We start from the raw sequence: 21,250 nt of genomic DNA on the forward strand, positions 1-21,250 counted from the left end.
ACCCTAATCAAGAAGTACCACGGTGGTCAAGGCGGCATCGCTCTCGCCGTCACCGAGACATCCCGCGTGTACGGCGACTCCCATTCCACTCATCGAAATCAACAGACAGCGATGTTCCTCGTCGGGGCAGATTCCGAGGGTTTGCAGCGCTTATGTTCGGGTCGCAGGGCGGTTGGCAAGCGCTGGAGGTCTGTCGTTCGTCCATACGTTTGAGAAACAGCGGTATCGGCAGAAGCCATACGGTCGCAACACAGCCGGTGATTTGGGTTCACTTGCTCGTTCTCGTCTTTCGTAGCCACCCTCGGTACACGTCTTCCACACAAACCACGTGTCCACGACGTATGGTACACAAGAACATAGTAAGATGGCCGCCAAGATTCCTCTATGTACGACCGAATACTCGTTCCGACCGACGGAAGTCCATCTGCCGAAGCCGCCGCTCGTCACGGACTCGTGATCGCAGAGACATTCGACGCTTCCATCCACGTCATCAGCGTCACTGGTGATACCGAGCGTTCCGAACGCCTGGCAGATGCACAGGCTCAAGACGCCATATCGAAACTAGAGGAACTCATCGAACAGGAATCAGACCTTTCCTCCCAATCAGTCATCGAGCACGGACGTCCGCACGAAGCGATCCTGTCCTATTCATCGGAGAACGATATCGATCTCATCGTTATGGGGACGCACGGGCGACGTGGGCTGAGTCGGGTCCTCCTCGGCAGCGTCACCGAGCGCGTGATTCGGTTGAGCAACGATCCCGTGTTAGCAGTGCCACCACACGCGATCGGTCGAGAGCGCGGGGGATACGATAGAATTCTCATCCCGACAGACGGGAGCCCCGGTGCTGCTGCTGCGGTCGAACACGGAATATCCATTGCCGAACGGTCGGGTGCCTCTGTACGCGTGCTCTATGTGATCGAAGGCGAGACGGGACTGCCGCCAATTGGTGACTCGCTACGTGATGAAGCGGTCGAGGTACTTGAAGCAGTTGCGGAAGAAGCATCTGACCGCGACGTCTCTCTCACTACCCATATACAGTCCGGGACACCCCACGAGGTGATCAACAATTTCGTCAGTGCTCACGGAATCGACCTCGTTACGATGGGAACACACGGACGCTCGGGGATACGCCGCCATCTACTTGGCAGCGTCACTGAGAGGACCCTGCGCACGAGCGATGCACCCGTACTCACCGTACGACAAGACACTGAATGACGTCATTTGCGACTGGAATTTGTCAATTATGAGCTCGATCGATTAGTCAGATGGACGGTGTTTACATTTCCTTGCCATCGACCGTGTTCGGCCGGAACACGGCGGACTCTTCTCGAAATCCGTTACCTAATCGGTCGTCAGTTCTCTCCAGAACAGGCACAAACCGTCGATATCACTTTCGCTGTACCCAGAATCAATTGCAAACGCGAACGTTAGTCTTGTGCGACCGTCTGACTCGCCTGCTCAGGCGCGGGCGCAGGTGGTTCGTGGGTTCCGAAGTCGGGGTGCGTCTCTTCCATCCAGACGTACACGACCGCCCCGGAGACGAACATCAGGGCGGCGATGATGTAGAACGCCGCCTCGGCGTTCACGAACTCCATCGAGAGCCCGATAAGGATCGCACCGACGCCATACCCCGAGTCGCGCCACATACGGTAGACGCCCATCCCGGTCGCGCGCCACGTCGGATGGGCGGCGTCGCCGGGAACGGTCATCAGATTCGGGTAGAGCAACGCCATTCCGAGGCCGGACACACCAGAGAGCACGGTCCACGGGAGATAGCCCTCGACGAGGACCATCCCGAGGACGCCAGCCCCAGTGAGGAACATTCCGGCGAGGACAGGTGGTCGGCGGCCGATGCGGTCGGCGAGTCCGCCGGTCGCAATCTGCAGGAAGTACATCGCGCTGTGAACGCCGACGACGAACCCGACTGCCGCGATTCCAAGCCCCTGGCTGGTGAGATACAGCGGGACGGCGAGCCAGAACAGCGTATCGACGAACTTCTCGATGTGGCCGGCCTGTGCCGCCGCGAACAGCGTCTTGTCGCCGTAGGTCGCGCGCTTCAGCACGTCGACGAACGGGAGGTTCGCGTCGTGGTGGTCTTCGTCGTCGACCTCCGCCTCTGCGAGTTGGACGGTCTCTTTGATCAGGAAGATCGAGATGAGGAACGCGAGCACGACGACGGCTGCGAGGAAGTAGAACGGCTCTGGCCGGAGGCTCGTCCGGGCCGCGATGACGCCGGTGACCCAGGCCCCGACGGCGACGCCGGTGTAGCCGAACGCCTCGTCGATACCGACGGCGAGACCGCGCTGATCCGGCCCCGCGATGTCGATTTTGGCGTTGATCGCCATACTCCAGGTCAGCGCCTGGTTGATGCCCAGCAGGACGTTCCCGACGGTGATCCAGCCCCAACTGGGCGCGAAGATGAGAATGACGGGAAGCGGGAGTGCAGTCGCCCACCCGAGGACGAGCACGGGCTTGCGGCCGTACTCGCCGCCCCACTTGCCGGCGTAGAGGTTCAAGAGTCCTTTGACGAAGCCGAACGAGACGACGAACGACCCGATCACGAACAGCGACTCGACGCCGAGCACGTCCCGGCCGAGGACGGGCACGACCGCCCGTTCGGACCCGATAGTCAGCCCAGTCGCGAACACCAGGAGGACGTGCAGCGAGAACTGCCCGAGGTGTTCGCGGATACCCTGTTTGAGTTCAGTGTCTGTACTCATAGTTCACCCCCGTCGAACGTCACGGCGCGCTGCTCACCGTTGCTATCCGGTAATTCGTTACTGACTCGATCAGGGCTGCGTTCCGGCATCAGTATACACCCGTATGAGACATATTGGGATATAGGTACTGCCGGACATAGCCGGTACTGTTAATTTATTTTAGCACAGATACAACACGATGAGTCTGTACGAGGCTTCGTTTCGGGTCAAACACGAGTGTCCGTATCGCGAAATTTCGGAGCATCACCCGGATCTCACCATCCGTGAGTGGTATCTGAGTGACTGTCAGGTGGTCGAACTCACGTCGCCAGGAACGCCGGCGGACGAACTCCTCGACGAAATAGGCGGCCTCGGAACGGTTCTGCACAGGTCGGTCGACGAATCGGGGCTTCACGTCGTCACCCAGTCTTGTCTCTGCTCGCTCGAAGACTCGATCATCGAACGGTTCGAGAAGTACAACACCCTGTATCAGCCACCGACGGTTCACCGCCAGGGCTGGGAGCACTACTCGGTGATCGCATTCGACGAGAGCGACGTCCGCGCACTCCTGCAGGATCTGGAAGCCGACCGCGACATCGAGGTGCTCTCGAAGACGGCGATCACGGAACAGCAGATTCCCCACAGTATGCTCGCCCCGGTCGATCAGTTGTTCGAAGACGTGACCGACCGACAGATGGCGGCGTTGCGGTTGGCGTTAGAGAGCGGGTATTACGAGCAGCCCCGGAAGACGTCGCTCCGAGCGCTGGCAGAGCAGACGGCCGTCGCGCGCTCGACGTACGAAGAACACCTCCGGAAGGCGGAGAACAAGATTCTCACGAACGCCGGACAGTTTTTGCGACTGGTTACGGCGACGTCGACGGGAGACCCATTAGAGGTAGAACGGAACCGACAGCCCGAGCAGCGAGCAGACTGATCAAGCCGTTTCATACGGACGGTATTGGTACTCCGTCCGGGGCGATCGTGAGGGTTGCAACGGCGTCCTCGACGACCCCGAGACAGTCCTGTTGTCTCGTGTGACTGGACGCATTGGTATCGAGCACGTTTCAGGCAGACAGAATCCACCGACCCGCATCCAAACGCTGGAGTCGGCGCCGCTCAGGAAGTGGTCGCGAGCGCGTCGATATTCCGCAGCGCCCGCCGGCAGACCGCCGCGTACGGGGCTGCGAGTAACGGGATCTCGAAGGCGGCGCAGCAGCCCCCATCTACTCTCTCGACGCGATGCCCCGTCGCCGGAATGCCGGCGACGCGCCAGGTCCAGCGGTGGTCGGCACAGGCGGTGACGACGAACGAGACCCGGAGGCCGCCGACAGTTCGAATGCGGCCGGTCGTCCCCTCGCTGATCCGACGGTCCCGACACTCGACGGCAGTTATCGACGGCCCCCACCGCGGCCACTGCTGGGTGTCGATGAACAGGTCCCACACGCGATCGGGGGCGGCGTCGATCTGCCGGGAGACGATCAGTCGGCGGCCGTCCGGCGTCTCCGCGATCTCGCGGTGCGTCGTCACAGTGTGACAGACGACCGCCGTGTGAATAACACTCACGGCGGCGCACGGCGGTTGCCGAGGAGTGGCTCGCCGTTCGATTAGATGTCGGCGACGTCTTCGATGGCGTCCGTCAGGGCCTTGATCGACTCGAGGTCGTGTTCGCCCATATGACCGATGCGGAACGTCTTCTCGCCGAGGGTCGAGCCGTAGCCGTTCGAGAAGACCATGTCGTACTGCTCGGAGACGGCGTCGATCGTCCCGGCGACGTCGATGCCCTGCGTGTTCTCGATGCAGGCCACCGTCTGGGACTCATAGCCCGTCTCGGGGAACATGTCGAAGTGTTCGTGCGCCCACTCGCGCGTGTACTCGGCCATCTCCCGGTGACGGTCCGAGCGCCCCTCGTGACCCTCTTCGAGCATATACTTCATCTGCTTGCGGTACGCCAGCATTACCGGGATCGCCGGCGTGGAGTGCGTCTGACCTTTCCGATCGTAGTAATCGAGCGCGCGCTGGAAGCCGCCGTACCACGACGCCTCGTCCTTCTCGAGTTCGCGCTCGTAGGCGTCGTCGCTGACGACGCAGACGGCCAGTCCCGGCGGCATCGCGAACGCCTTCTGCGTCGAGGCGAAGATGACGTCGATGTTGTGTTCGTCGATGTCGACGTAGTCACCGCCCAGCGACGACACCGCGTCGACCACGAAGTAGGTGTCGGGGTACTCGGCGACGACGTCACCGATCTCCTCGATGGGGTTTCGGACGCCGGTCGAACTCTCGTTCATCACGCACGCGACGACGTCGTAGTGTTTGTCGCTCTCTTCGATCGCCGCTCGCACGTCTTCGGGTTTGACCGCCTGCCCCCACTCGTATTCGAGGCGGTCGACGTTCTTGCCGAGCCGCTCGGCCACGTTGGCGTGGCGCTCGCTGAAACTCCCGCAGGTCGGCACGAGTATGTTCTCGTCGACGAGGTTCAGCGTGGACGCCTCCCAGAACTCCGTCCCCGACGCCGTGAGGATCATCACGTCGTTGTCGGTGCCGAGGAAGTCCTTCGTGTCCTCGACGATCGTCGTGTACAGGTCCGTCATCCGGTCCATTCGGTGACCGAACATCGGCTGGCACATCTCCTCGATGACGTCCTCGCGTACCTCAGTCGGCCCCGGGATGTACAGCGTCTTGTCCGGATAGTCGTCTTTGTATTCGCGTTTCTGGGTCACGGAATCACCTAGCTACGGTCAACTGCGCAGCGGGAGGTCATGGTACTTTTGATTCCCCACTGGGATGGACGGCGGTGCTTCTGGCGTGGCTACCTGTGCGGGGCCGGTTGGGATCTGACGACTGATGAGCTGTCCTCGCCTGCTGCTGTACCGCGAGCAATATTAATAACAAGAAAATATCGAATAGCCAAATTTATTATTTTGTGTCGTAGATTTATTACTCGATGGCACACATTCACCTCGGCGAAGGTTCGTTCCCGCTCTGGGCGCTCGCTCTCTGGACACTCATCGGTACCGGGCTCATCGGCGTGGTCGTCTACCGCATTCGGAAAGGCGGTATCGAGACCCGCCAGATCGCGCTCGCCGGCATCGCCGGCGCGGCGAGCTTCGCGGTCTTTCAGCTGAACATCCCAGTGTGGGGCGGGATCCATATGAACCTCACCGGCCTCGTCGGCATCCTCGCCGGGCCGCTCCTCGGCGCGCTGATCGCGCTCGTGGTGAACATCTTCTCGGCGGCGCTCGGACACGGTGCCGTCGGATTGTTGGGCGCAAACACGCTCGTCAACGCGTCGGAGGCCGTCGTGGCCTACTACGCGTTCCGCACGCTGGTCGGATTGGACTGGGACGTCTTCCCCGCGAGCACGGGGGCGGCGACGCTCGGTCTCTCGGCCGGCGCGGTGTTGATGGGGGCGATCATCGTCGTCAGCGGCGTCAACGGGAGTGCCCTCCCCCGCGCTGACCTCACGGTCGCTGTCGCCGGATTGGTCGGGCTGAATCTGGGCGTCGCCGTCGTCGAGGGGCTCTTGACCGGGTTCGTCGTACAGTTCCTCGCGTCGGTCCGCCCCGACCTCGTCGGCCTCGTCGACCGTCTCGGCCGCGACGCCTCGGAGGTGACGGCCTGATGAAGCGCTGGACGCAGTACGGCAGCCTGCTCGGCCTCCTGGCGGTGTTTTTCGCCGCGGGGCTGTGGGGTTTCGCTGCCACCGGCGGCGCGGTTCCGTGGGCCAAGCGGTCGGCGACGACGCTGCAGCGCGGTATCCAGGAGGGCGGCGGCGCGCTCGTCGACCTCGGACGCGGGGTCGTCGTCGCCGGCCCGATCCGGAACGGTGGTCTGGTCGTCGAGTTCCTCGCCGTCGCGGCTCTCTTCGCGCTCGTCGGCGTCGGACTGTACGTCTACGCCGACCGATACCGCGGCCTCGACGACGCAAAACGGACGGGACGGTAACCGAAGATGCTCTCGAATCACGTGCCGGACCCGCGACTCGTCACGGCCTACGCCGAGCGCCGCGACGGGCCGCTTCACCACGTCAATCCCTGGACGAAACTCGGCGTCGTCGGCGCGCTCGTGCTCGCCGTGACGGTGGTCGACCGGGCCGCAGTGCTTGCAGGCCTCTACGCCGTCGTCCTTCTCGTGTACGTCACGGCGGGGCTCCCGGCCGGGCGGTTGCTGCGCTGGTACACGGTCCCGATGCTCTTTATCGTCTCCGTGGCGGGCCCGCTGGCGTTCCTCGAACCGGGCACGCCGATCGGTGGCGCGCTCGCGACGCCGCTCGGAGACGTTTCGGTGACGGTCGCCGGTCTCGTATTGTTCCTCGAACTCGGCTTCCGGTCGCTGACCGTCGTCACGTTCACGCTGGCGGCCGCGATGACGACCCGGTACTCCGACGTCGCCTACGTCTTGGGGCGGGTCCTTCCGCGGCCGGTCGACCAAGTCGCGCTGCTCACCTACCGGTTCACGTTCGTGATGATCGAGACGCTCGAAGACCTGGTGAAAGCCGCTGTGGCCCGCGGCGGGAACCTCTCGGAGTTCTGGTCGAACAAGCGCCTCTACGCACGCATTCTCGGAATGACGATGCTGTCGGCCATCGAGCGGGCCGAACGGCTCGTCAAGTCGATGGAAGCGCGCGGGTACGACGGCGACCTGACGCTGTACGGCGACGTGCCGCGGCCGCCGATCCACGAAACCCTTCTGGTCGGCGGTTCCTACGCCGCCGTACTCGGGTACGCCGCGGTCACGACGGGGGTGGTGCTGTGAACCGCGCGGAGACGCCCCTCGTCGATCTGCGATGTGAAGCGCACACGTACCCGGACGGAACAGTCGGAATGCACGACGTCGAGTTCAGCGTCTACCCCGACGAGGTCGTCGCGCTACTCGGCGGGAACGGCGCGGGGAAGTCGACGTTGCTCGAGCATCTGAACGCGACGCTCGTCCCCGACGAAGGCGAACTCGTGATCGAGGGAACGCCCGTCGCCAACGGCGACGAGCGACGCGCCCGGAAGACGGTCGGCTTCGTCTTCCAGGACGCAGACGCCCAACTCGTCGCGCCGACCGTCCGCGACGACGTGCTGTTCGGGCTCCAGAACTACGGCGTCTCGGGTGCGGAAGCGATCGAACGCGCTCGCGACGCGCTCGATGCGGTCGACGCTGGCCACCTCGAAGACCGGATTCCGCACTACCTGAGCGGCGGCGAAAAACGGCTCGTGGGGCTGGCCGGCGTGCTGGCGCTGCAGCCGAGCGTGATCGTCCTCGACGAACCGCTCGCGGGGTTGGATCCCGAACGCTCTCGGCTGGTCGCCAGACATATCGAACAGGTCCACAGGGACGGCGTCAGCGTCGTGCTCTCGACGCACGATCTCGACTTCGCGGCCGAGGTGGCAGACCGCGTCTGCGTGATGGCCGACGGCAACATCGTCGGCTGTGGGACGCCGCGAGAGGTGTTCTACGACGACGAGCTGCTTGCGACGGCGAACCTCCACCCCCCGAGTCCGGTCCGCGTCGCCCGGTCGGCGGGCCTCGACACGTCCGAACGGCCGGTCACCGAGAGCGAACTCGCCGCCGCCATCGCGGACGCGTCGACGACCGATCGAACCGCCCGCACAGTCGCCGACGGGACGGACGCCTGATACTGTCGGACAGAACTATGTGAGGCGTATCGGTACCCCGTGCCGATATGATACGCGAACGTCTGTCCGACAGTATGACCCTGTCGGGACTACTCCTCACCGGACACTTCCGCGTGATCTTCGACGCGCCGGCTCACGTCGAGGCGGTAATTCTTCAGGATGTCGCGCCCCAGTAGAAGCGGATGCGTCATATGCGTCCGGTCTTCGATGTTCGCGGCGACGGTGTACTGCTCGCCGCCGATCCCGACGACGAGGTCGACGACCGGCCGCGTCTTGGACTGCTTCGAACTCCCCGAGCGCACGCGCGAAACAGTATGAATCGGGCCAGCACCGATGTCCGCGGCGAGCCGCAGATCGATGCTCGTTCTGGACGCTCCGGAGTCAGACTTGGCTACGACCGTCTTCCGTCCGCTGGTCCCGCTGACGACCACCTGTTCGGTGAAGCCGATCGTGATCGCCTCCTCGGGAGTGACTGACACCGGCGCCGGTTTACAGGCGGGCACCGAGTCGTCGAGCGTCGACGAGAGGCTCTCTACCCGCTCGAGGTCGACCGAAGCGCCGGCGTGTTCGATCGCCTGCCGAGCGATGTACGGGGCCGGACTGCGCCCCGTCGCCCGGTAGAAGCCTTTGAAGCCGGCCGTCGGGTTCACTTCCAGAATGTACCAGCCGTCGTCGCCCTCGATGAGATCGACGCCGGCGTAGTCGAGGTCGACCGCCGCCGCCGCTTGCCGAGCGAGTTCTAAGACCTCCGCTGGAACGGATTCTGTCACGTCCTCGACGCTCCCGCCGCGGGCGACGTTCGTTCGCCAGTCGCTGTCGGCGGCGTAGCGGCACATCGCGCCGATCACCTCGTCGGCGACGACGTACACCCGAAGATCGTGCGGGGGTTCGTCGTCCCGACCGACGAGCTCCTGCAGAAACGCCCGTCGCTTCCCGACGCGGGCTGTCAGCGGATCGCTAGTCTTCACTTTCCACGCGCCGCCGCCGTGCGTCCCGATGGCTGTCTTGTAGACGGCCTCCTCCCCGAACTCCCCGCGGAGTTCGTTGAGCCGGTCGTTGCTGAGCGCCAGTGCGGTGCGCGGAACCGGAAGCCCCTCGTTGATCAGTTCGACTGCGGCGGCGGTCTTGTGCGCCGCCTGCGCCGTCGCGTCTGGGGTATTCAGCATCGGTCGCACGCCCGCCAGCGTCCGCGCTAGCCCGAGTTCCTCCGCAGGCTGATCCGTATTCGAGAGGAGGAGTCGATTGACGACCACGTCGACGTCGGGATCGAGCGTCGCCTCGTCGCCGCCGAGCCGCACGACCGTATTCTCGGATCGGAGCCACTCGGTGTCGTGGCCGAGCGCCTCGACGGCGTTCAGAATCGCTTTCGTCTCCTTGCTGTTGTGGAGGCTCAAGACGCCGACGCGGACCGGCGTCTCACTCATCGGTACTTTCCCTCGTAGATCTGATGATAACGTCCATTGTTCGACACGCTCCGGGGCGGACCGTACCGCGACGACTGCAATAGTTATGCGGAGACTTCTCAGGGACCGGGAATTCCGTGCACGTGAGGCGGCTCGAACCGAACCCTGCGGCGGCCGCCGATCAGTCTTGTCTGGACTCTGTAGGATCCGTCGCGGCACGCAGGCCGCCGCGCAGGACCCGTCCGTGTGGTTCGTGCGGGAGTTCGATCCGCACGCGGTTTCCACGGGGTTCGTTCTGTTCGAAGGAGACGGTCCCGTCAGCTCGGGTGACGATCCAGTGGACGAGCCACAGCCCCAACCCGCTACCGTGGTACAGTGGATCAACCTCTTCTCCTTGAGTACTCACTTGGCGCTCCATTTCGGGGATCCGCGGCCCCTCGTCTACGACGTCGATCCGGATCTGCTCGCCGTGCCGCGTAACCGAGACTTCGACCGTCGGAGCGGGCCGGTCGCTGTGTTCGAGAGCGTTCGTGACTAACTCTTCAAGCGCGAGGCCGATGCGAGGAGAGGGGACGACGGGGCGCTCGCCCGAGCAGTCGACCGCGATGGATGCCTCGGGATACTCCTCTTCGACCATCCCAATGACGCGCTCGACGAGCACGTCTACCTCGACGGGGTCGTTCGTGGGCCGCTCTAAGAGCACGTTGGTGATGGCTCGCTGCTTCTCTGCCGTGTTCAGGAGTTGTTCGCTCTTGTCGATGATGGACTCGGCGCGGGTCGAAATCGGGTCGGCGGCGTCTGTTCGGATTGTGTCTGCAAGCCCCTGGATTACGTTCATATCGTTCCGGAGATTGTGGCGGAGGACTCGATCGAGAACCTGGAGATGCTGTTCCCGTTCTTTCCGGTCGGTGATCTCCCGCTGGGTGCCGAGATACCTTACGAGTCGCCCTTCGGTGTCGTAGACAGGCGTGACCGTGAGTTCGTTCCAAAACAGTGTTCCGTCTTTCCGGCAGTTACGTATCTCGACGGTGATCGGCTCCTCCTCATCGACCGCTCGCCGCAGCGCATCGACCGTCTCTTGATCCGTGTCGGGGCCCTGGAGCATCCGACAGTTCTGCCCAAGTAATTCGTCTTCGGAGTACCCACAGAGATCTTTGAACGCCTCGTTGACGTAGACCATCGGATTGTCCGCCGTATTGGGGTCAGTCAGCGTAAGCGGCGTCTCCGCCTTGTCAATGGCCTGCCTGAGCTGGTGGAGTTCGTCGCGTTTCTCCTTCATTTCGGTGATGTTCGCGTTGATAGCGACGAAGTGGGTCGTCTCACCGTCGTCGTCGGTCACCGGTGCGATCGTCTGGTTGACGACGTACTGCTCGCCTCCTTTCGACCGGTTGATAAGCTCCCCGTGCCACGTCTCGCCGCCGAGGATCGTCGACCAGAGCTGTTGGTAAAACGCGTCGTCGTGTTCGCCAGACTTAACGATCCGGGGCGTCCGCCCGACCGCCTCCTCGGCCGCGTATCCGGTCGTCTCCTCGAACGCCGGGTTGACGTACTCGATAGTTCCGTCGGTGTTGGTGATGTAGACGGAGTGTGACGACGCTTCGATGGCCCGCTTGAACCGCCGGAGGTCACGTTCGCGTTCTTTCCGCTCGGTGATGTCGCTGTTCGTGTAGATCAAGCGTCCGTCCTCGAGCCGGGAGATCGTCACCTCGTGGGCGACCGACGCGCCGTCCCTGGTCCGGCCGACGGCCTCGCCCCGCCACTCCCCTGCCTCGGCGACCGCTGCAAGTGCGTCCCGTTCCAAGCGAGCCCCCTCGTCGTCGTCGTAAAGGATCTGCCACGACCGACCGAGAAGGTCCTCAGGGTCGTATCCGAATATGTCGGCGTGGGCCTCGTTCATATAGACGTACTCGCCGTCCGGGCTGAGAATGGAGATACCCTCCATAGACGCTTCCATCGCTTCGGCCTGCATCTGGAGTTGGGACTCGCGTTCCTTTCGCTCGGTGACATCCTGGATGACACCCAGTGCGACTTCTGGTGTTCCCTCGTCATCACCTATGAAATCGGCACGGTCCCGGACCCAGCGTGTCTCCTCGTCAGCAGTGGTGATCCGATATTCGATATCGTAGTCGTCGCCAGCGAGAGCTGCGTTCCACTCCGCCGCGACGCGTGCCCGATCCTCGGGATCCACGTACTCAAGGAACTTCTCGTGCCGTAGCGAAGTTCGACCGTCCGTCCCGAAAAGCTGCGCAACCTCCGTAGACCAGTACAGCCGGCCCTCGCCGGGGTCAAACTCCCAGCGACCGAGGTCCGCGACGGCCTGTGCCTGTCTGAGATGAGCCTCCAGTTTCGTGTATTCTCGGCTCTGCTCGACGTGCTGTCGGATCCGCTCGGATAGCACCTCAAACTGGCCAGCTCCCTGCTCGACGTAGTCGGAGACGCCCGCCGAAATCGCGTCGCTCGCGACGGATTCGCTCCCGGCGTCCGGAAACAAAATAAATGGGAGCTCCCTGTAGTGCTCGCGGACGGCTTCGAGCAGTTCGACGCCGTTCCATTCTGGTAGCTCATACTCGCTGACGACGCAATCCAATCGGCCGTCGAGACGGGTTTGGGCCACCCTCGCGTTCGGTGCGGTCTCTGTGAGGACCTCTCCGCTCCCGCGGTCGAGTTCTCGTTGTAGACGGTCGCACACCGGGTCGGCTGCGACGCACAGCACGCGGATCTGGCCGCTCTGACTGGTCGGGCCGAGCACACCGTTTTTCGGACCGCCGTCCCGGTTATGCATCCTCGCGGAGACGGAACGCCGACGCGCGGAGCAGCGCTCGTGCCGAGGGAGATTGGGGACGCCCAGTCGGTATCGCAGCGACCCCTGTGTGGTGCTTCTCGACCGGTGGAGTTGTCGCGCTACGTCCAGCCACGGGCCGGTGGTCGTCACCGAGTGACCGCCGCGGGGAAAGACGTCTTGTCGTCGGGACTGTTATCATCTATTGGAATCTGCCCCCTCAACTGCGAACCGACTCCCAACGATGAGAATAGTCGACCGGGTACGCATACACGCTTCCGTGTCAGACAGACGTATTAAATCTGGTCAACTAGTTTTTGTATCTGATAACTCTGACACCGCATACAGCCCCTCGTGCCGAGTTGCGAACGATCAGAAGAGCACGAACGAGGGAAGATACAGCAGCACGCACACGACTGCACCTCGCCGGTCGATGCCGCGCTGCCAGTACATCAGCCCGAGGACGGCCAACGAGACGGCCAGCATATACCCGGTCGAGACGAACACGGTCTGTGAGTTGGTGACCGCCACGTCGGCGACGAGCGCGCCGATGCCCAGCGAGAACACCGGATCAGTGATGTTACTTCCTAGAAGAGAACCGACCGAGATGCCGGCCTCGCCGCGCTTGGCCGCGAGTCCGGCGACGGCGATTTCGGGCGCGGTGGTTCCGAGACCGGTCAGGAGGCCGACGAGAAATTCGGGGATGCCGAGGAGTCGAGCGATGGCGATCCCGTTCGTCACCATCAGATACCCGCCGACGACTACCAGCGCGATCCCGGCGACGATCCAGGGAATCGCCCGCTGTGGGGGTGTCTGCTCTTCGGCGACTTCTTTCGTTACTTCTCCGCCGCCTTCGTTCGAGTAGAGGTCGTGGATGAACGCGACGTACGCGAGCATCATCAGCGCCCCCTCAGAGCGGATTATCTCCCCGTCTTCGAGAACGAGGATCATAATCACCATCGCGAGAATCATCGCGCCGCCGTAGACGAGGACGTTCCGTCGCTCGGCTTCGATCCGGGCGATGAAGGCGACGACGCCGATCGCGAGCGTGATCTGCGCCGTCTCTGACCCGACGATGTTCCCGACGAGGAGGTCGCCGGCGCCGTAGACCGACGCGTAGATCGAAGTGGTCATCTCGGGGATCGACGTCCCGATCGAAATGACGGTGACGCCGATGAAGAAGGCCGGCACCCCGTAGTACAGTGCCAACTCCGCGGCCGCGTCGATGGTACGGTCCGCACCGACCAACAGGAGCGCCAGGCCGGCGAGAAAGCCGGCGACTTCGAGGAGCATCCGATATCGGACAGACGCTCCGATCCGAGTAAAAGGTGGGCGCCGACGGCGACGGACGCCGGTCCTCCGAGACGGGGACGGTGCTACGAGGTGGGGGCTGCTTCCAAGAAAACAAGAACCGAAGTGAGAGTAAAACACGAATAGACCGAACCAGCGGATATGACGGGGCCACAGCAGTCCAGCGGTGGGGACGACGACGCGCTCGAGGAGGGCGAACTGCCGAGCCCGGAGAGCGATGCCGCACGCTCCTGTAAGGCATTCATCGACCGGGAGTGGCGCAAACTGCAGGAGTGACCGACAGCCCGGCGCGCTGCGTCAGGTCTGCGCGCTACGCTTCGCTGTGACTCGTCCCCGCCGTTTCCCGGTGGGGAGAGGGCGCCGGCTGCAAAACCGGAGAAAGCGGACTTAATCGGGATGAAACGGGTCCGAAGCTGCTGAAATCCGCACGCACCGTTTTCACCTTTGATATGCCATCCGCACCGAGAGCGGACCGGAGGCACCACCGATGAAACTCCAGACGATCGTCGCGATCGGTCTCGCAGCACTGATGCTCACCACGGGAGCGGCCGTGGCTGTGCCCGGTGCAGCGCCGACCGACGCAGCCGGTTCGACGAACGGCGCCGCCGACGCACACAGCGAAGCCACCCACGGAGCCGATACAGCAGCCGCTGACCGAGCGGCCGACCGACCAGAAATCGCGTCGGAAACACCTCACGACGCGAACGCCGCGTCGGGGGACGGTCCCCGCGCGGACCTCCCCGACCCGGTCCCGGACCGCGTCGCGCAGATCCATTCGCTGATCCGCCAGTCGCTGGCCGGGACGCTCGGTGAGCCGCTCGGCCAGGCGATCGACAGTCCAAGCAGCGATGACACAGCCGCTGAACACCCCGCTGACGAATCTCGATACCGATGATCGCTCTCCAGTACGCCGGACCCCCGCCGCTGGCCGGCGGATTCGATCCCCTCGAAGGGCTCGTCGTCTTCGCCGTGAGTCTCCTCATCGGCGGGGCGGCGATCCACGTCGCGGCCGAACACGTCGTCTCTCGGCGGCGGACGGCCAGCCTGACGTTCGAACACGCCATCCTCACGGCGCTCCTTGGTGCAGTCGTCTGGGCGCTGCTCGCCTGGATCCCGCTGGTCGGCTCGCTGCTCGCGCTCGCGGGCTGGGTCAGCGTCATCCGCTGGCGCTACCCGGGCGGCTGGGTCAAGGCGGGCGTGACCGGCGCGGCTGCCTGGGCCGCCGCGGTCGTCACGCTCGCGGCCCTGGAACTGCTCGGCATCAGCGCCGTGTCGGCTCTGGGCGTTCCCGGGGCCTGACAGACTCCCGATTCTTCTCCGTAGCCGCGCGGCGCTACCCGCTGATGACGGTTCCAGCGGCGTCGCCGGCCAGGAACGTCTCCAGGGCGTCGGGACCGAACACGTGCGCCGGCGCCCCGAGTTCGAGGAGCGCACGGACTTTCGCGGCCATCCCACCCGTCACGTCCGTCGACTCGGAGCCGCCGAGCGCGTCCGCGACGTCGTCGAAAGCCGTGATTTCGGGGATGACCTCGCCGTCGTCGTCGTAGACGCCGGGCACGGTCGAACAGAGCCCGACGCGGTCGGCGTCGAGGCCGTTCGCGAGCCGTGTGACCAGTTCGTCGCCGCTGATGATCGTCGCGCCCGCGTCCGCCTGTGCGATGACGTCGCCGTGGAGGACGGGAACGAACCCCTCGTCGAGCATCGTCGCCGAGGAATCGAGCGGAAATACGAGGTCGGCGTCGGCGTCGCGTGCCCCGACGGAGAACGGGTGGACCGGCAGCGCCGGGACGCCGGCGTCCTGCAACCGCCGGATGACTTCGTCGTTCAGGCGACGCATCGCGTCGTGGATCGCCCACACGCCCGCGACGTCGTGGCTCCCCTCCGAGAGGCTGACGCCGTGTTTCTCCGCCTGGTGGTGGCCGAAGCTCCCGCCGCCGTGGACGAGAGCGAGCCGGGAGACGTCGGCCGCGGCGATCGTCTCGACCGCCGCGTCGAGAGCGGCGTCGTCGACGGTCTCGGGCGTCTCCTTGTCGGTGACGACGCTCCCGCCGAGTTTGAGGACGACCGTCACCGGCGCTCACCCTCCGCGTTCGGCTCCGCGTCGGAACGCGCGCTCGCGTCCGGCCCCGACTCCTCCACGCGGACGCCCTCGCGGTCCAGTTCGGCCCGGAACGCGTCGCGGCACTCGGCGGTGTAGCGCAGTGCCGTCCGCGTCTCCGGCGTCTCGTCGAGCGCGACGATGCAGCCGCCGCCGCCCGCGCCGGTGAGTTTCGCGCCGTGGGCCCCGGCCTCGCGGGCGGCCCAGACCATATTGTCGAGCGTGCGCGAGGAGACGCCGAGCGCTTCGAGTAGCCCGTGATCGAAGTCCATCAGCCGGCCGAGTTCGGAGAGCAGTTCGTCGGTGGGTTCGGAGTCGGGGTCGGCGTCGGCGAGCATCGACTCGCCGGTGCGGACGATGTCGCCGATGCTCTCGACGGTGTCGGCCGCGAAATCGTACTCCTCGCGGAGCGTCCGGACGCCCGCGACGAGTTCGCCGGTGTCTCCCGCGCCGCCGTCGAAGCCGACGACGAACGGGAGGTTCGGCGTGTCGATCTGTCGGCAGTCATCGCCCTCGACGCGCACGGCGCCGCCCATCGCCGAACAGAACGTGTCCGCGCGCGAGGCCTGGCCGTCCTGGACGTCGTACTCCGCGCGGTAGGCGCGGTCGGCCAGTTCCTCGGGCGCGAGCTCGACGCCGAGCTCCCGCGTCGCGGCGTCGATGCCGGCGACGACGACGGCCGCCGAGGAGCCGAGCCCCGCGCCGAGCGGAATCTCGCTCTCGACGGTGATGTCGAAGCCGGCGTCGGGTGCGTCTGCGGCGTCACGGGCCTGTTCGACGGCGGCGTCGACGTAGCCCACCGCGGCGTCGACGAGCCCTTCCGGAACGTCGACGTCGGGTCGGTAGCCGGTGTCGCCGGCGTACTCGACGGTGAAGCCGTCGAGACTCAGATCTCGCGCTTCGACTCGGATGTGGTCGTCCGTGCGGGCATCGACGGTGACTGTGGCCCGGCGCTCGATCGCGCAGGGGACCGCCGGTTCGCCGTAGACGACCGCGTGCTCCCCGAAGAGATAGACCTTCCCGGGGGCGCTGGAGACGATCATAGGGGAGGAATACCGGGGGTCCCGCTTAAGCTATCCGACCGGAAACGAGCGACGCATCCGATGGTGGTAGAGAATCCGACAGCCGGAACAGAGTCACAGCAGGAACGGAACCGACAGCAGGAACGGAGCCAACGGTAGGAGCGGAGCCGACAGTAAGAACGGAACCGACAGATCGGTTACTCCTCGACGAAGTCGTCGATTTCGGTCACCTCGTCGTCTCCGCGGAGGTATTTCGCTGCGGCGGCGAGCGCGACGAGGAAACCGACCGCGACTAGCGCACCGAGCAGGCGACCGCCGGAGGTCGGGCACATCCCGCTCGATTCGTCGGTCGCGTCCTCGTTCGCGTCGCTGTCAGACGACGCGCTGCCCTCGTCGTCAGTGGAACCTCCGATCGCGGGTGCGGTGTTCGTCGCCTCGAAGCTGAGGCCGTCGTGCAGATGAATCTCGAAGAACGTGAACGATTTCTCTGACATCTCACGTTTCGATACGCCGACACGAGGCATAACCGTTGTGGGGATGGGTCCGAGAGCGAGACCGAGAGCCGGTGGTTTCAGGTGTCAGGCAATCGGAGCAGGCCTATGGACGACGATAAACACGCATTTCTGACGGATCTGCTGACGACGCCCAGTCCCTCGGGATTCGAGGCGGTCGGGCAGCGAGTGTGGCTCGACTACGTGCGCCAGTTCGCCGACGAGGTCTGGACCGACGAGTACGGCAACGCCGTCGCGGTCCACGAGGGTAGCGAGGACGCCGACGTCTCCATTGCGTTCACCGGCCACGCCGACGAGATCGGCTACATCGTCCGCGACATCACCGAGGACGGCTTCCTCCGGATCGGCGCGATCGGGGGCGCAGATCGGACGGTGTCGAAGGGCCAGCACGTCACCGTCCACGCCGAGACCCCCGTCGCCGGCGTCATTGGGCAGACAGCGATCCACCTGCGCGATTACGAGGGCGAGGAGTACGACGACATCGACGAGCAGTTCGTCGACGTCGGGGCCGACGGCGAGGACGAGGCGCACGACCTCGTCGAAGTCGGCGATCCAGTGACCGTCGAAACGCGCGTCCGCCCGCTCCACGGGACGCGACTCGCCGCGCGCGGAATGGACAACCGCGTCGGGATCTGGGCCGCCGCCGAGGCGCTTCGCTCGGCCGCCGAAGCCGACGTCGACGCGACAGTCTACGCCGTGAGTACGGTCCAGGAGGAAGTCGGCGTCCAGGGGGCGAAGATGGTCGGGTTCGACCTCGACCCCGACGCGGCTATCGCCGTCGACGTGACGCACGCGACCGACAACCCCGATATCCCGGGCAAACGCACCGGTCCCGTCGAACTCGGCGCGGGACCGGTCGTCTCCCGCGGCAGCGCGAACCACCCGTCGCTCGTCGACCTCGCTCGCGACGCCGCCGAAGACGTCGACGTCGACGTGCAACTTCAGGCGACCGGGACCCGAACGGGGACCGACGCCGACGCGTTCTACACCGCTCGCAGCGGCATCCCCGCGCTGAACGTCGGGATCCCCAACCGCTATATGCACACGCCCGTCGAAGTCGTCGACACCGAAGACCTCGACGCCGTCGGCGAACTTCTCGGGGCGATGGCAGCCGCGGCCGTCGACGCCGCTCCGTTCGGCCTCGACCTGTGAGCCGTCCGGGGAGCACGGACGGTCGATCGTCCGCTGGGCGGAGAACGAGCGGCGTGTCGTACCCTCACACGGCCGTTCGGGCGAAAGAAAACCGTTAAAAGTCGCCGCAGGGTGTTGTGAGGTATGGCTGGAACTATCGAAGTACTCGTTCCCGGCGGGGAGGCGAACCCTGGTCCGCCGCTCGGTCCGGAACTCGGACCGACTCCTGTGAACGTGCAGGACGTCGTCCAGCAGATCAACGACGAGACGGCTGCGTTCGACGGGATGGAAGTCCCGATCACCGTCGAGTACGAGGACGACGGCTCCTTTACGATCTCTGTCGGCGTTCCGCCGACGGCCGAACTCGTCAAGGACGAGGCCGGCTTCGAGACCGGATCGGGTGAACCCCAGGAGAACTTCGTCGCCGATCTGACCGTCGAACAGGTGAAGAAGATCGCAGAGCAGAAGTCCTCTGACCTGCTCTCGTACGACTCGTTCAACGCCGCGAAGGAGGTCGTCGGTACGTGTACCTCCCTCGGCGTCACGATCGAGGGCAACGATCCGCGCGAGTTCAAAGAGCGGATGGAAGACGGCGAGTACGACGACGTCTTCGCCGACGAGTAACTCGCGGTTCAGACTCCCCCGACGGAATCGGGCACGGTGCGTTGTTGCCGTGACCCCACTCACTGCGGACGCCTTTCTCTCTGCGGTTCGATCGGTCGCGAGCGGCGCGTCTCTCGACGCCCGACCGTCGCCACAGGACCGTCGGGCGACCGCCGCATCGGAACCGGTGCGGCCGCGTTCCACCGTGTCGACTATTCCCACGAATACGGGGTTTCGCGCCCGAAAACGGCCGGTACGTGGGATCTGCTTCGACGGACTTAAGTCCGCCATTCCCGTTCGATTCGACGAGACAGGCAGACGCCTGTTTCACTGACCCGTAGGAGCAATCCTGCGTACTACGGAGGTGAATAATGGCAGATACGATAGTTGACGCAGTCTCTCGCGCACTCGACGAGGCACCCCCACGGAACTTCCGTGAGACGGTAGACCTCGCCGTTAATCTGCGCGATCTCGACCTTAACGACCCGTCGAAACGTGTCGACGAGTCTGTGGTTCTGCCCAGCGGCACGGGCCAGGAGACACAGATCGTCGTGTTCGCGAGCGGTGAAACCGCGCTCCGAGCCGAGGAGGCCGCCGACCAAGTTCTGGACGGCGACGACCTCGAAGAACTCGGAGACGACACCGACGCGGCAAAAGACCTCGCCGACGAGACCGACTTCTTCGTGGCCGAAGCCAGTATGATGCAGGACATCGGCCGCTTCCTGGGGACGGTTCTCGGTCCGCGCGGTAAGATGCCGACGCCGCTCCAGCCGGACGACGACGTCGTCGAGACAGTGAACCGAATGAAGAACACGGTGCAACTCCGCTCCCGCGATCGCCGGACGTTCCACACCCGCGTGGGTGCACAGGACATGGACTCCGAGGAGATCGCGGACAACATCGACGTCATCATCCGTCGTCTGGAGGCGAACCTCGAGAAGGGTCCCCTCAACATCGATTCGATGTACGTGAAGACGACGATGGGACCGTCCGTGGAGGTGCCCGCATGAGCGAGAGCGCACCCGCCCGACGAACGGAGACGATCCCCGAGTGGAAGCGCGAGGAAGTCGCCGAACTCGTCGAGTTCCTCGAGCGTTACCAGTCGGTCGGCGTCGTCGACGTCGCCGGCATCCCGAGCCGCCAGCTACAGAGTATGCGGCGCGACCTTCACGGCAGCGCCGAACTGCGGATGAGCCGCAACACGCTCGCTGTCCGCGCGCTCGAAGACGTCGACGACGGCCTCGAAGAACTCGTCGAGTACGTCTCGGGCCAGGTGGCGCTCGTCGGCACCAACGACAACCCGTTCGGGCTCTACAAACAGCTCGAAGCGTCGAAGACGCCCGCACCGATCAGTGCCGGCGAAGTCGCGCCCAACGACATCGTCATCCCCGAGGGTGACACGGGCGTCGACCCCGGTCCGTTCGTGGGCGAGCTGCAGCAGGTCGGCGCCGCCGCGCGCATTATGGACGGTTCGATCCAGGTCACCGAGGACTCGAAAGTCCTCGAAGCCGGCGAGCCCGTCTCCGAAGAACTCGAAGGCGTGCTCTCCGAGCTCGGTATCGAGCCGAAGGAGGTCGGTCTCGACCTCCGCGGCGTCTTCTCCGAAGGCGTCCTCTTCGAGCCGGACGAACTCGCGATCGACGTCGACGAGTACCGCGCGGACATCGAGTCCGCCGCTGCCGCCGCACGGAACCTCGCGGTCAACGCGACGATCCCGACGGCGCAGTCCACGCCGACGCTACTCGCGAAGGCCGCTGGCGACGCGAAGGCCCTCGGGCTCTTCGCCGCCATCGAGGACCCCGACGTGCTGCCTGACCTCGTCGCGAAAGCCGACGCCCAGGTCCGCACGCTCGCGGCGCAGATCGACGACGACGAGGCACTCCCGGAGGAACTCCGGGGGGTCGAGGCGCCCGCACCGGCTGCCGAGGAGGCGGCCGAAGCGGACGCAGAAGAGGAATCGGCCGACGAAGACACTGACGAACAAGAAGCCGACGCCGACGACACCGACGACGACGATGACGACGACGGTGCCGAAGGACTCGGCGCGATGTTCGGATAACACACGAGG

General features: G+C 64.8%; 22 protein-coding genes. 13 read left to right on the plus strand and 9 right to left on the minus strand.

The annotated features are described in order from the left end of the window. The first annotated feature begins 384 nt into the window (after nucleotides 1-384). Nucleotides 385-1,218: a universal stress protein gene (locus NO362_RS12115; RefSeq protein ID WP_256545474.1), complete on the plus strand. Its 834-nt coding sequence runs from the start codon at nucleotides 385-387 to the stop codon at nucleotides 1,216-1,218. A gap of 212 nt (nucleotides 1,219-1,430) precedes the next feature. On the opposite strand, the gene NO362_RS12120 is transcribed toward NO362_RS12115, so the two are convergent. Further along, nucleotides 1,431-2,723: an MFS transporter gene (locus NO362_RS12120; protein ID WP_256545475.1), complete on the minus strand. Its 1,293-nt coding sequence runs from the start codon at nucleotides 2,721-2,723 to the stop codon at nucleotides 1,431-1,433. Nucleotides 2,724-2,901: 178 nt separating this feature from the next. Here NO362_RS12120 and NO362_RS12125 point away from each other — a divergent pair, with 178 nt between their 5' ends. Next, the gene (locus NO362_RS12125; RefSeq protein WP_256545476.1) at nucleotides 2,902-3,636 is read left to right on the plus strand and encodes a helix-turn-helix domain-containing protein; all 735 of its coding nucleotides are present in this window, start codon (nucleotides 2,902-2,904) and stop codon (nucleotides 3,634-3,636) included. Between the two features lie 182 nt (nucleotides 3,637-3,818). On the opposite strand, the gene NO362_RS12130 is transcribed toward NO362_RS12125, so the two are convergent. Together NO362_RS12130 and NO362_RS12135 are read right to left on the minus strand one after the other, a co-directional pair. Beyond that, nucleotides 3,819-4,229: an SRPBCC family protein gene (locus NO362_RS12130; RefSeq protein ID WP_256545477.1), complete on the minus strand. Its 411-nt coding sequence runs from the start codon at nucleotides 4,227-4,229 to the stop codon at nucleotides 3,819-3,821. Nucleotides 4,230-4,306: 77 nt separating this feature from the next. After that, entirely contained in the window at nucleotides 4,307-5,419 is a 1,113-nt protein-coding gene (locus NO362_RS12135; RefSeq protein ID WP_256545478.1) for a pyridoxal-phosphate-dependent aminotransferase family protein, read from the minus strand. 224 nt (nucleotides 5,420-5,643) lie between these two features. Here NO362_RS12135 and NO362_RS12140 point away from each other — a divergent pair, with 224 nt between their 5' ends. The 4 genes from NO362_RS12140 to NO362_RS12155 all read left to right on the plus strand — a co-directional run bounded on the left by NO362_RS12140 (nucleotide 5,644) and on the right by NO362_RS12155 (nucleotide 8,323). Beyond that, entirely contained in the window at nucleotides 5,644-6,321 is a 678-nt protein-coding gene (locus tag NO362_RS12140) for an energy-coupling factor ABC transporter permease (protein WP_256289661.1), read from the plus strand. Further along, nucleotides 6,321-6,644, plus strand: a complete 324-nt coding sequence (locus NO362_RS12145; protein WP_256545479.1) for a cobalamin transport operon protein — start codon at nucleotides 6,321-6,323, stop codon at nucleotides 6,642-6,644. Before NO362_RS12140 ends, NO362_RS12145 begins: the two co-directional genes overlap by 1 nt. A gap of 6 nt (nucleotides 6,645-6,650) precedes the next feature. Further along, on the plus strand, nucleotides 6,651-7,454 hold the full coding sequence (locus NO362_RS12150) for an energy-coupling factor transporter transmembrane component T family protein (RefSeq protein ID WP_256545480.1): 804 nt from the start codon (nucleotides 6,651-6,653) through the stop codon (nucleotides 7,452-7,454). A 68-nt stretch (nucleotides 7,455-7,522) separates the two neighbouring features. After that, nucleotides 7,523-8,323, plus strand: a complete 801-nt coding sequence (locus NO362_RS12155; RefSeq protein ID WP_343218097.1) for an energy-coupling factor ABC transporter ATP-binding protein — start codon at nucleotides 7,523-7,525, stop codon at nucleotides 8,321-8,323. An 89-nt stretch (nucleotides 8,324-8,412) separates the two neighbouring features. On the opposite strand, the gene NO362_RS12160 is transcribed toward NO362_RS12155, so the two are convergent. From NO362_RS12160 to NO362_RS12170, 3 genes are all read right to left on the minus strand, one after another. Further along, complete coding sequence (locus tag NO362_RS12160; RefSeq protein WP_256545482.1) at nucleotides 8,413-9,747, minus strand: RimK family alpha-L-glutamate ligase; 1,335 nt, start codon at nucleotides 9,745-9,747, stop codon at nucleotides 8,413-8,415. Nucleotides 9,748-9,907: 160 nt separating this feature from the next. After that, nucleotides 9,908-12,475 (minus strand): PAS domain-containing hybrid sensor histidine kinase/response regulator, encoded by a 2,568-nt coding sequence (locus tag NO362_RS12165; protein WP_256545483.1) that lies wholly within the window; start codon nucleotides 12,473-12,475, stop codon nucleotides 9,908-9,910. Nucleotides 12,476-12,877: 402 nt separating this feature from the next. Next, the gene (locus tag NO362_RS12170) at nucleotides 12,878-13,798 is read right to left on the minus strand and encodes a sodium:calcium antiporter (protein ID WP_256545484.1); all 921 of its coding nucleotides are present in this window, start codon (nucleotides 13,796-13,798) and stop codon (nucleotides 12,878-12,880) included. 159 nt (nucleotides 13,799-13,957) lie between these two features. Here NO362_RS12170 and NO362_RS12175 point away from each other — a divergent pair, with 159 nt between their 5' ends. From NO362_RS12175 to NO362_RS12185, 3 genes are all read left to right on the plus strand, one after another. Further along, nucleotides 13,958-14,092 carry a hypothetical protein gene (locus NO362_RS12175; protein ID WP_256545485.1) on the plus strand — a complete coding sequence of 45 codons (135 nt, stop codon included), beginning with the start codon at nucleotides 13,958-13,960 and terminating at the stop codon, nucleotides 14,090-14,092. Between the two features lie 211 nt (nucleotides 14,093-14,303). Beyond that, nucleotides 14,304-14,711 carry a hypothetical protein gene (locus tag NO362_RS12180; RefSeq protein ID WP_256545486.1) on the plus strand — a complete coding sequence of 136 codons (408 nt, stop codon included), beginning with the start codon at nucleotides 14,304-14,306 and terminating at the stop codon, nucleotides 14,709-14,711. Next, nucleotides 14,708-15,115, plus strand: a complete 408-nt coding sequence (locus tag NO362_RS12185) for a hypothetical protein (RefSeq protein ID WP_256289668.1) — start codon at nucleotides 14,708-14,710, stop codon at nucleotides 15,113-15,115. The genes NO362_RS12180 and NO362_RS12185 overlap by 4 nt, the downstream gene beginning before the upstream one ends. Before the next feature lie 34 nt (nucleotides 15,116-15,149). On the opposite strand, the gene NO362_RS12190 is transcribed toward NO362_RS12185, so the two are convergent. The 3 genes from NO362_RS12190 to NO362_RS12200 all read right to left on the minus strand — a co-directional run bounded on the left by NO362_RS12190 (nucleotide 15,150) and on the right by NO362_RS12200 (nucleotide 17,430). Then, a complete protein-coding gene (locus NO362_RS12190; RefSeq protein WP_256545487.1) occupies nucleotides 15,150-15,887 on the minus strand; it encodes an isopentenyl phosphate kinase in 738 nt (245 codons plus the stop codon). Beyond that, on the minus strand, nucleotides 15,884-16,957 hold the full coding sequence (gene mvk / locus NO362_RS12195; protein WP_256545488.1) for a mevalonate kinase: 1,074 nt from the start codon (nucleotides 16,955-16,957) through the stop codon (nucleotides 15,884-15,886). The genes NO362_RS12190 and mvk overlap by 4 nt, the downstream gene beginning before the upstream one ends. A 176-nt stretch (nucleotides 16,958-17,133) precedes the next feature. Beyond that, nucleotides 17,134-17,430: a hypothetical protein gene (locus NO362_RS12200; RefSeq protein ID WP_256545489.1), complete on the minus strand. Its 297-nt coding sequence runs from the start codon at nucleotides 17,428-17,430 to the stop codon at nucleotides 17,134-17,136. A gap of 105 nt (nucleotides 17,431-17,535) precedes the next feature. Between NO362_RS12200 and NO362_RS12205 the strand changes: the two genes are divergently transcribed. The 4 genes from NO362_RS12205 to NO362_RS12220 all read left to right on the plus strand — a co-directional run bounded on the left by NO362_RS12205 (nucleotide 17,536) and on the right by NO362_RS12220 (nucleotide 21,241). Further along, the gene (locus tag NO362_RS12205; RefSeq protein ID WP_256545490.1) at nucleotides 17,536-18,600 is read left to right on the plus strand and encodes a M20/M25/M40 family metallo-hydrolase; all 1,065 of its coding nucleotides are present in this window, start codon (nucleotides 17,536-17,538) and stop codon (nucleotides 18,598-18,600) included. Between the two features lie 123 nt (nucleotides 18,601-18,723). Then, nucleotides 18,724-19,203 carry a 50S ribosomal protein L11 gene (locus tag NO362_RS12210; RefSeq protein ID WP_256545491.1) on the plus strand — a complete coding sequence of 160 codons (480 nt, stop codon included), beginning with the start codon at nucleotides 18,724-18,726 and terminating at the stop codon, nucleotides 19,201-19,203. A 350-nt stretch (nucleotides 19,204-19,553) separates the two neighbouring features. Further along, nucleotides 19,554-20,192, plus strand: a complete 639-nt coding sequence (locus NO362_RS12215; RefSeq protein ID WP_121569377.1) for a 50S ribosomal protein L1 — start codon at nucleotides 19,554-19,556, stop codon at nucleotides 20,190-20,192. Then, on the plus strand, nucleotides 20,189-21,241 hold the full coding sequence (locus NO362_RS12220) for a 50S ribosomal protein L10 (protein ID WP_256545492.1): 1,053 nt from the start codon (nucleotides 20,189-20,191) through the stop codon (nucleotides 21,239-21,241). Before NO362_RS12215 ends, NO362_RS12220 begins: the two co-directional genes overlap by 4 nt. Nucleotides 21,242-21,250: the final 9 nt, after the last annotated feature.

The sequence above is a fragment of the Halobellus inordinatus genome (assembly GCF_024498335.1).
Classification (GTDB): domain Archaea; phylum Halobacteriota; class Halobacteria; order Halobacteriales; family Haloferacaceae; genus Haloquadratum; species Haloquadratum inordinatus.

Bases quoted from the DNA above. Each gene is read 5' to 3' on its own strand.
- NO362_RS12160 (WP_256545482.1), bottom strand. From the start codon at position 9,747: ATGAGTGAGACGCCGGTCCGCGTCGGCGTCTTGAGCCTCCACAACAGC.
- NO362_RS12210 (WP_256545491.1), top strand. From the start codon at position 18,724: ATGGCTGGAACTATCGAAGTACTCGTTCCCGGCGGGGAGGCGAACCCT.
- NO362_RS12155 (WP_343218097.1), top strand. From the start codon at position 7,523: ATGCACGACGTCGAGTTCAGCGTCTACCCCGACGAGGTCGTCGCGCTA.
- NO362_RS12145 (WP_256545479.1), top strand. From the start codon at position 6,321: ATGAAGCGCTGGACGCAGTACGGCAGCCTGCTCGGCCTCCTGGCGGTG.
- NO362_RS12170 (WP_256545484.1), bottom strand. From the start codon at position 13,798: ATGCTCCTCGAAGTCGCCGGCTTTCTCGCCGGCCTGGCGCTCCTGTTG.
- NO362_RS12115 (WP_256545474.1), top strand. From the start codon at position 385: ATGTACGACCGAATACTCGTTCCGACCGACGGAAGTCCATCTGCCGAA.
- NO362_RS12215 (WP_121569377.1), top strand. From the start codon at position 19,554: ATGGCAGATACGATAGTTGACGCAGTCTCTCGCGCACTCGACGAGGCA.
- NO362_RS12125 (WP_256545476.1), top strand. From the start codon at position 2,902: ATGAGTCTGTACGAGGCTTCGTTTCGGGTCAAACACGAGTGTCCGTAT.
- NO362_RS12120 (WP_256545475.1), bottom strand. From the start codon at position 2,723: ATGAGTACAGACACTGAACTCAAACAGGGTATCCGCGAACACCTCGGG.
- NO362_RS12175 (WP_256545485.1), top strand. From the start codon at position 13,958: ATGACGGGGCCACAGCAGTCCAGCGGTGGGGACGACGACGCGCTCGAG.
- NO362_RS12180 (WP_256545486.1), top strand. From the start codon at position 14,304: ATGAAACTCCAGACGATCGTCGCGATCGGTCTCGCAGCACTGATGCTC.
- NO362_RS12140 (WP_256289661.1), top strand. From the start codon at position 5,644: ATGGCACACATTCACCTCGGCGAAGGTTCGTTCCCGCTCTGGGCGCTC.
- NO362_RS12200 (WP_256545489.1), bottom strand. From the start codon at position 17,430: ATGTCAGAGAAATCGTTCACGTTCTTCGAGATTCATCTGCACGACGGC.
- mvk (WP_256545488.1), bottom strand. From the start codon at position 16,957: ATGATCGTCTCCAGCGCCCCCGGGAAGGTCTATCTCTTCGGGGAGCAC.
- NO362_RS12150 (WP_256545480.1), top strand. From the start codon at position 6,651: ATGCTCTCGAATCACGTGCCGGACCCGCGACTCGTCACGGCCTACGCC.
- NO362_RS12220 (WP_256545492.1), top strand. From the start codon at position 20,189: ATGAGCGAGAGCGCACCCGCCCGACGAACGGAGACGATCCCCGAGTGG.
- NO362_RS12185 (WP_256289668.1), top strand. From the start codon at position 14,708: ATGATCGCTCTCCAGTACGCCGGACCCCCGCCGCTGGCCGGCGGATTC.
- NO362_RS12205 (WP_256545490.1), top strand. From the start codon at position 17,536: ATGGACGACGATAAACACGCATTTCTGACGGATCTGCTGACGACGCCC.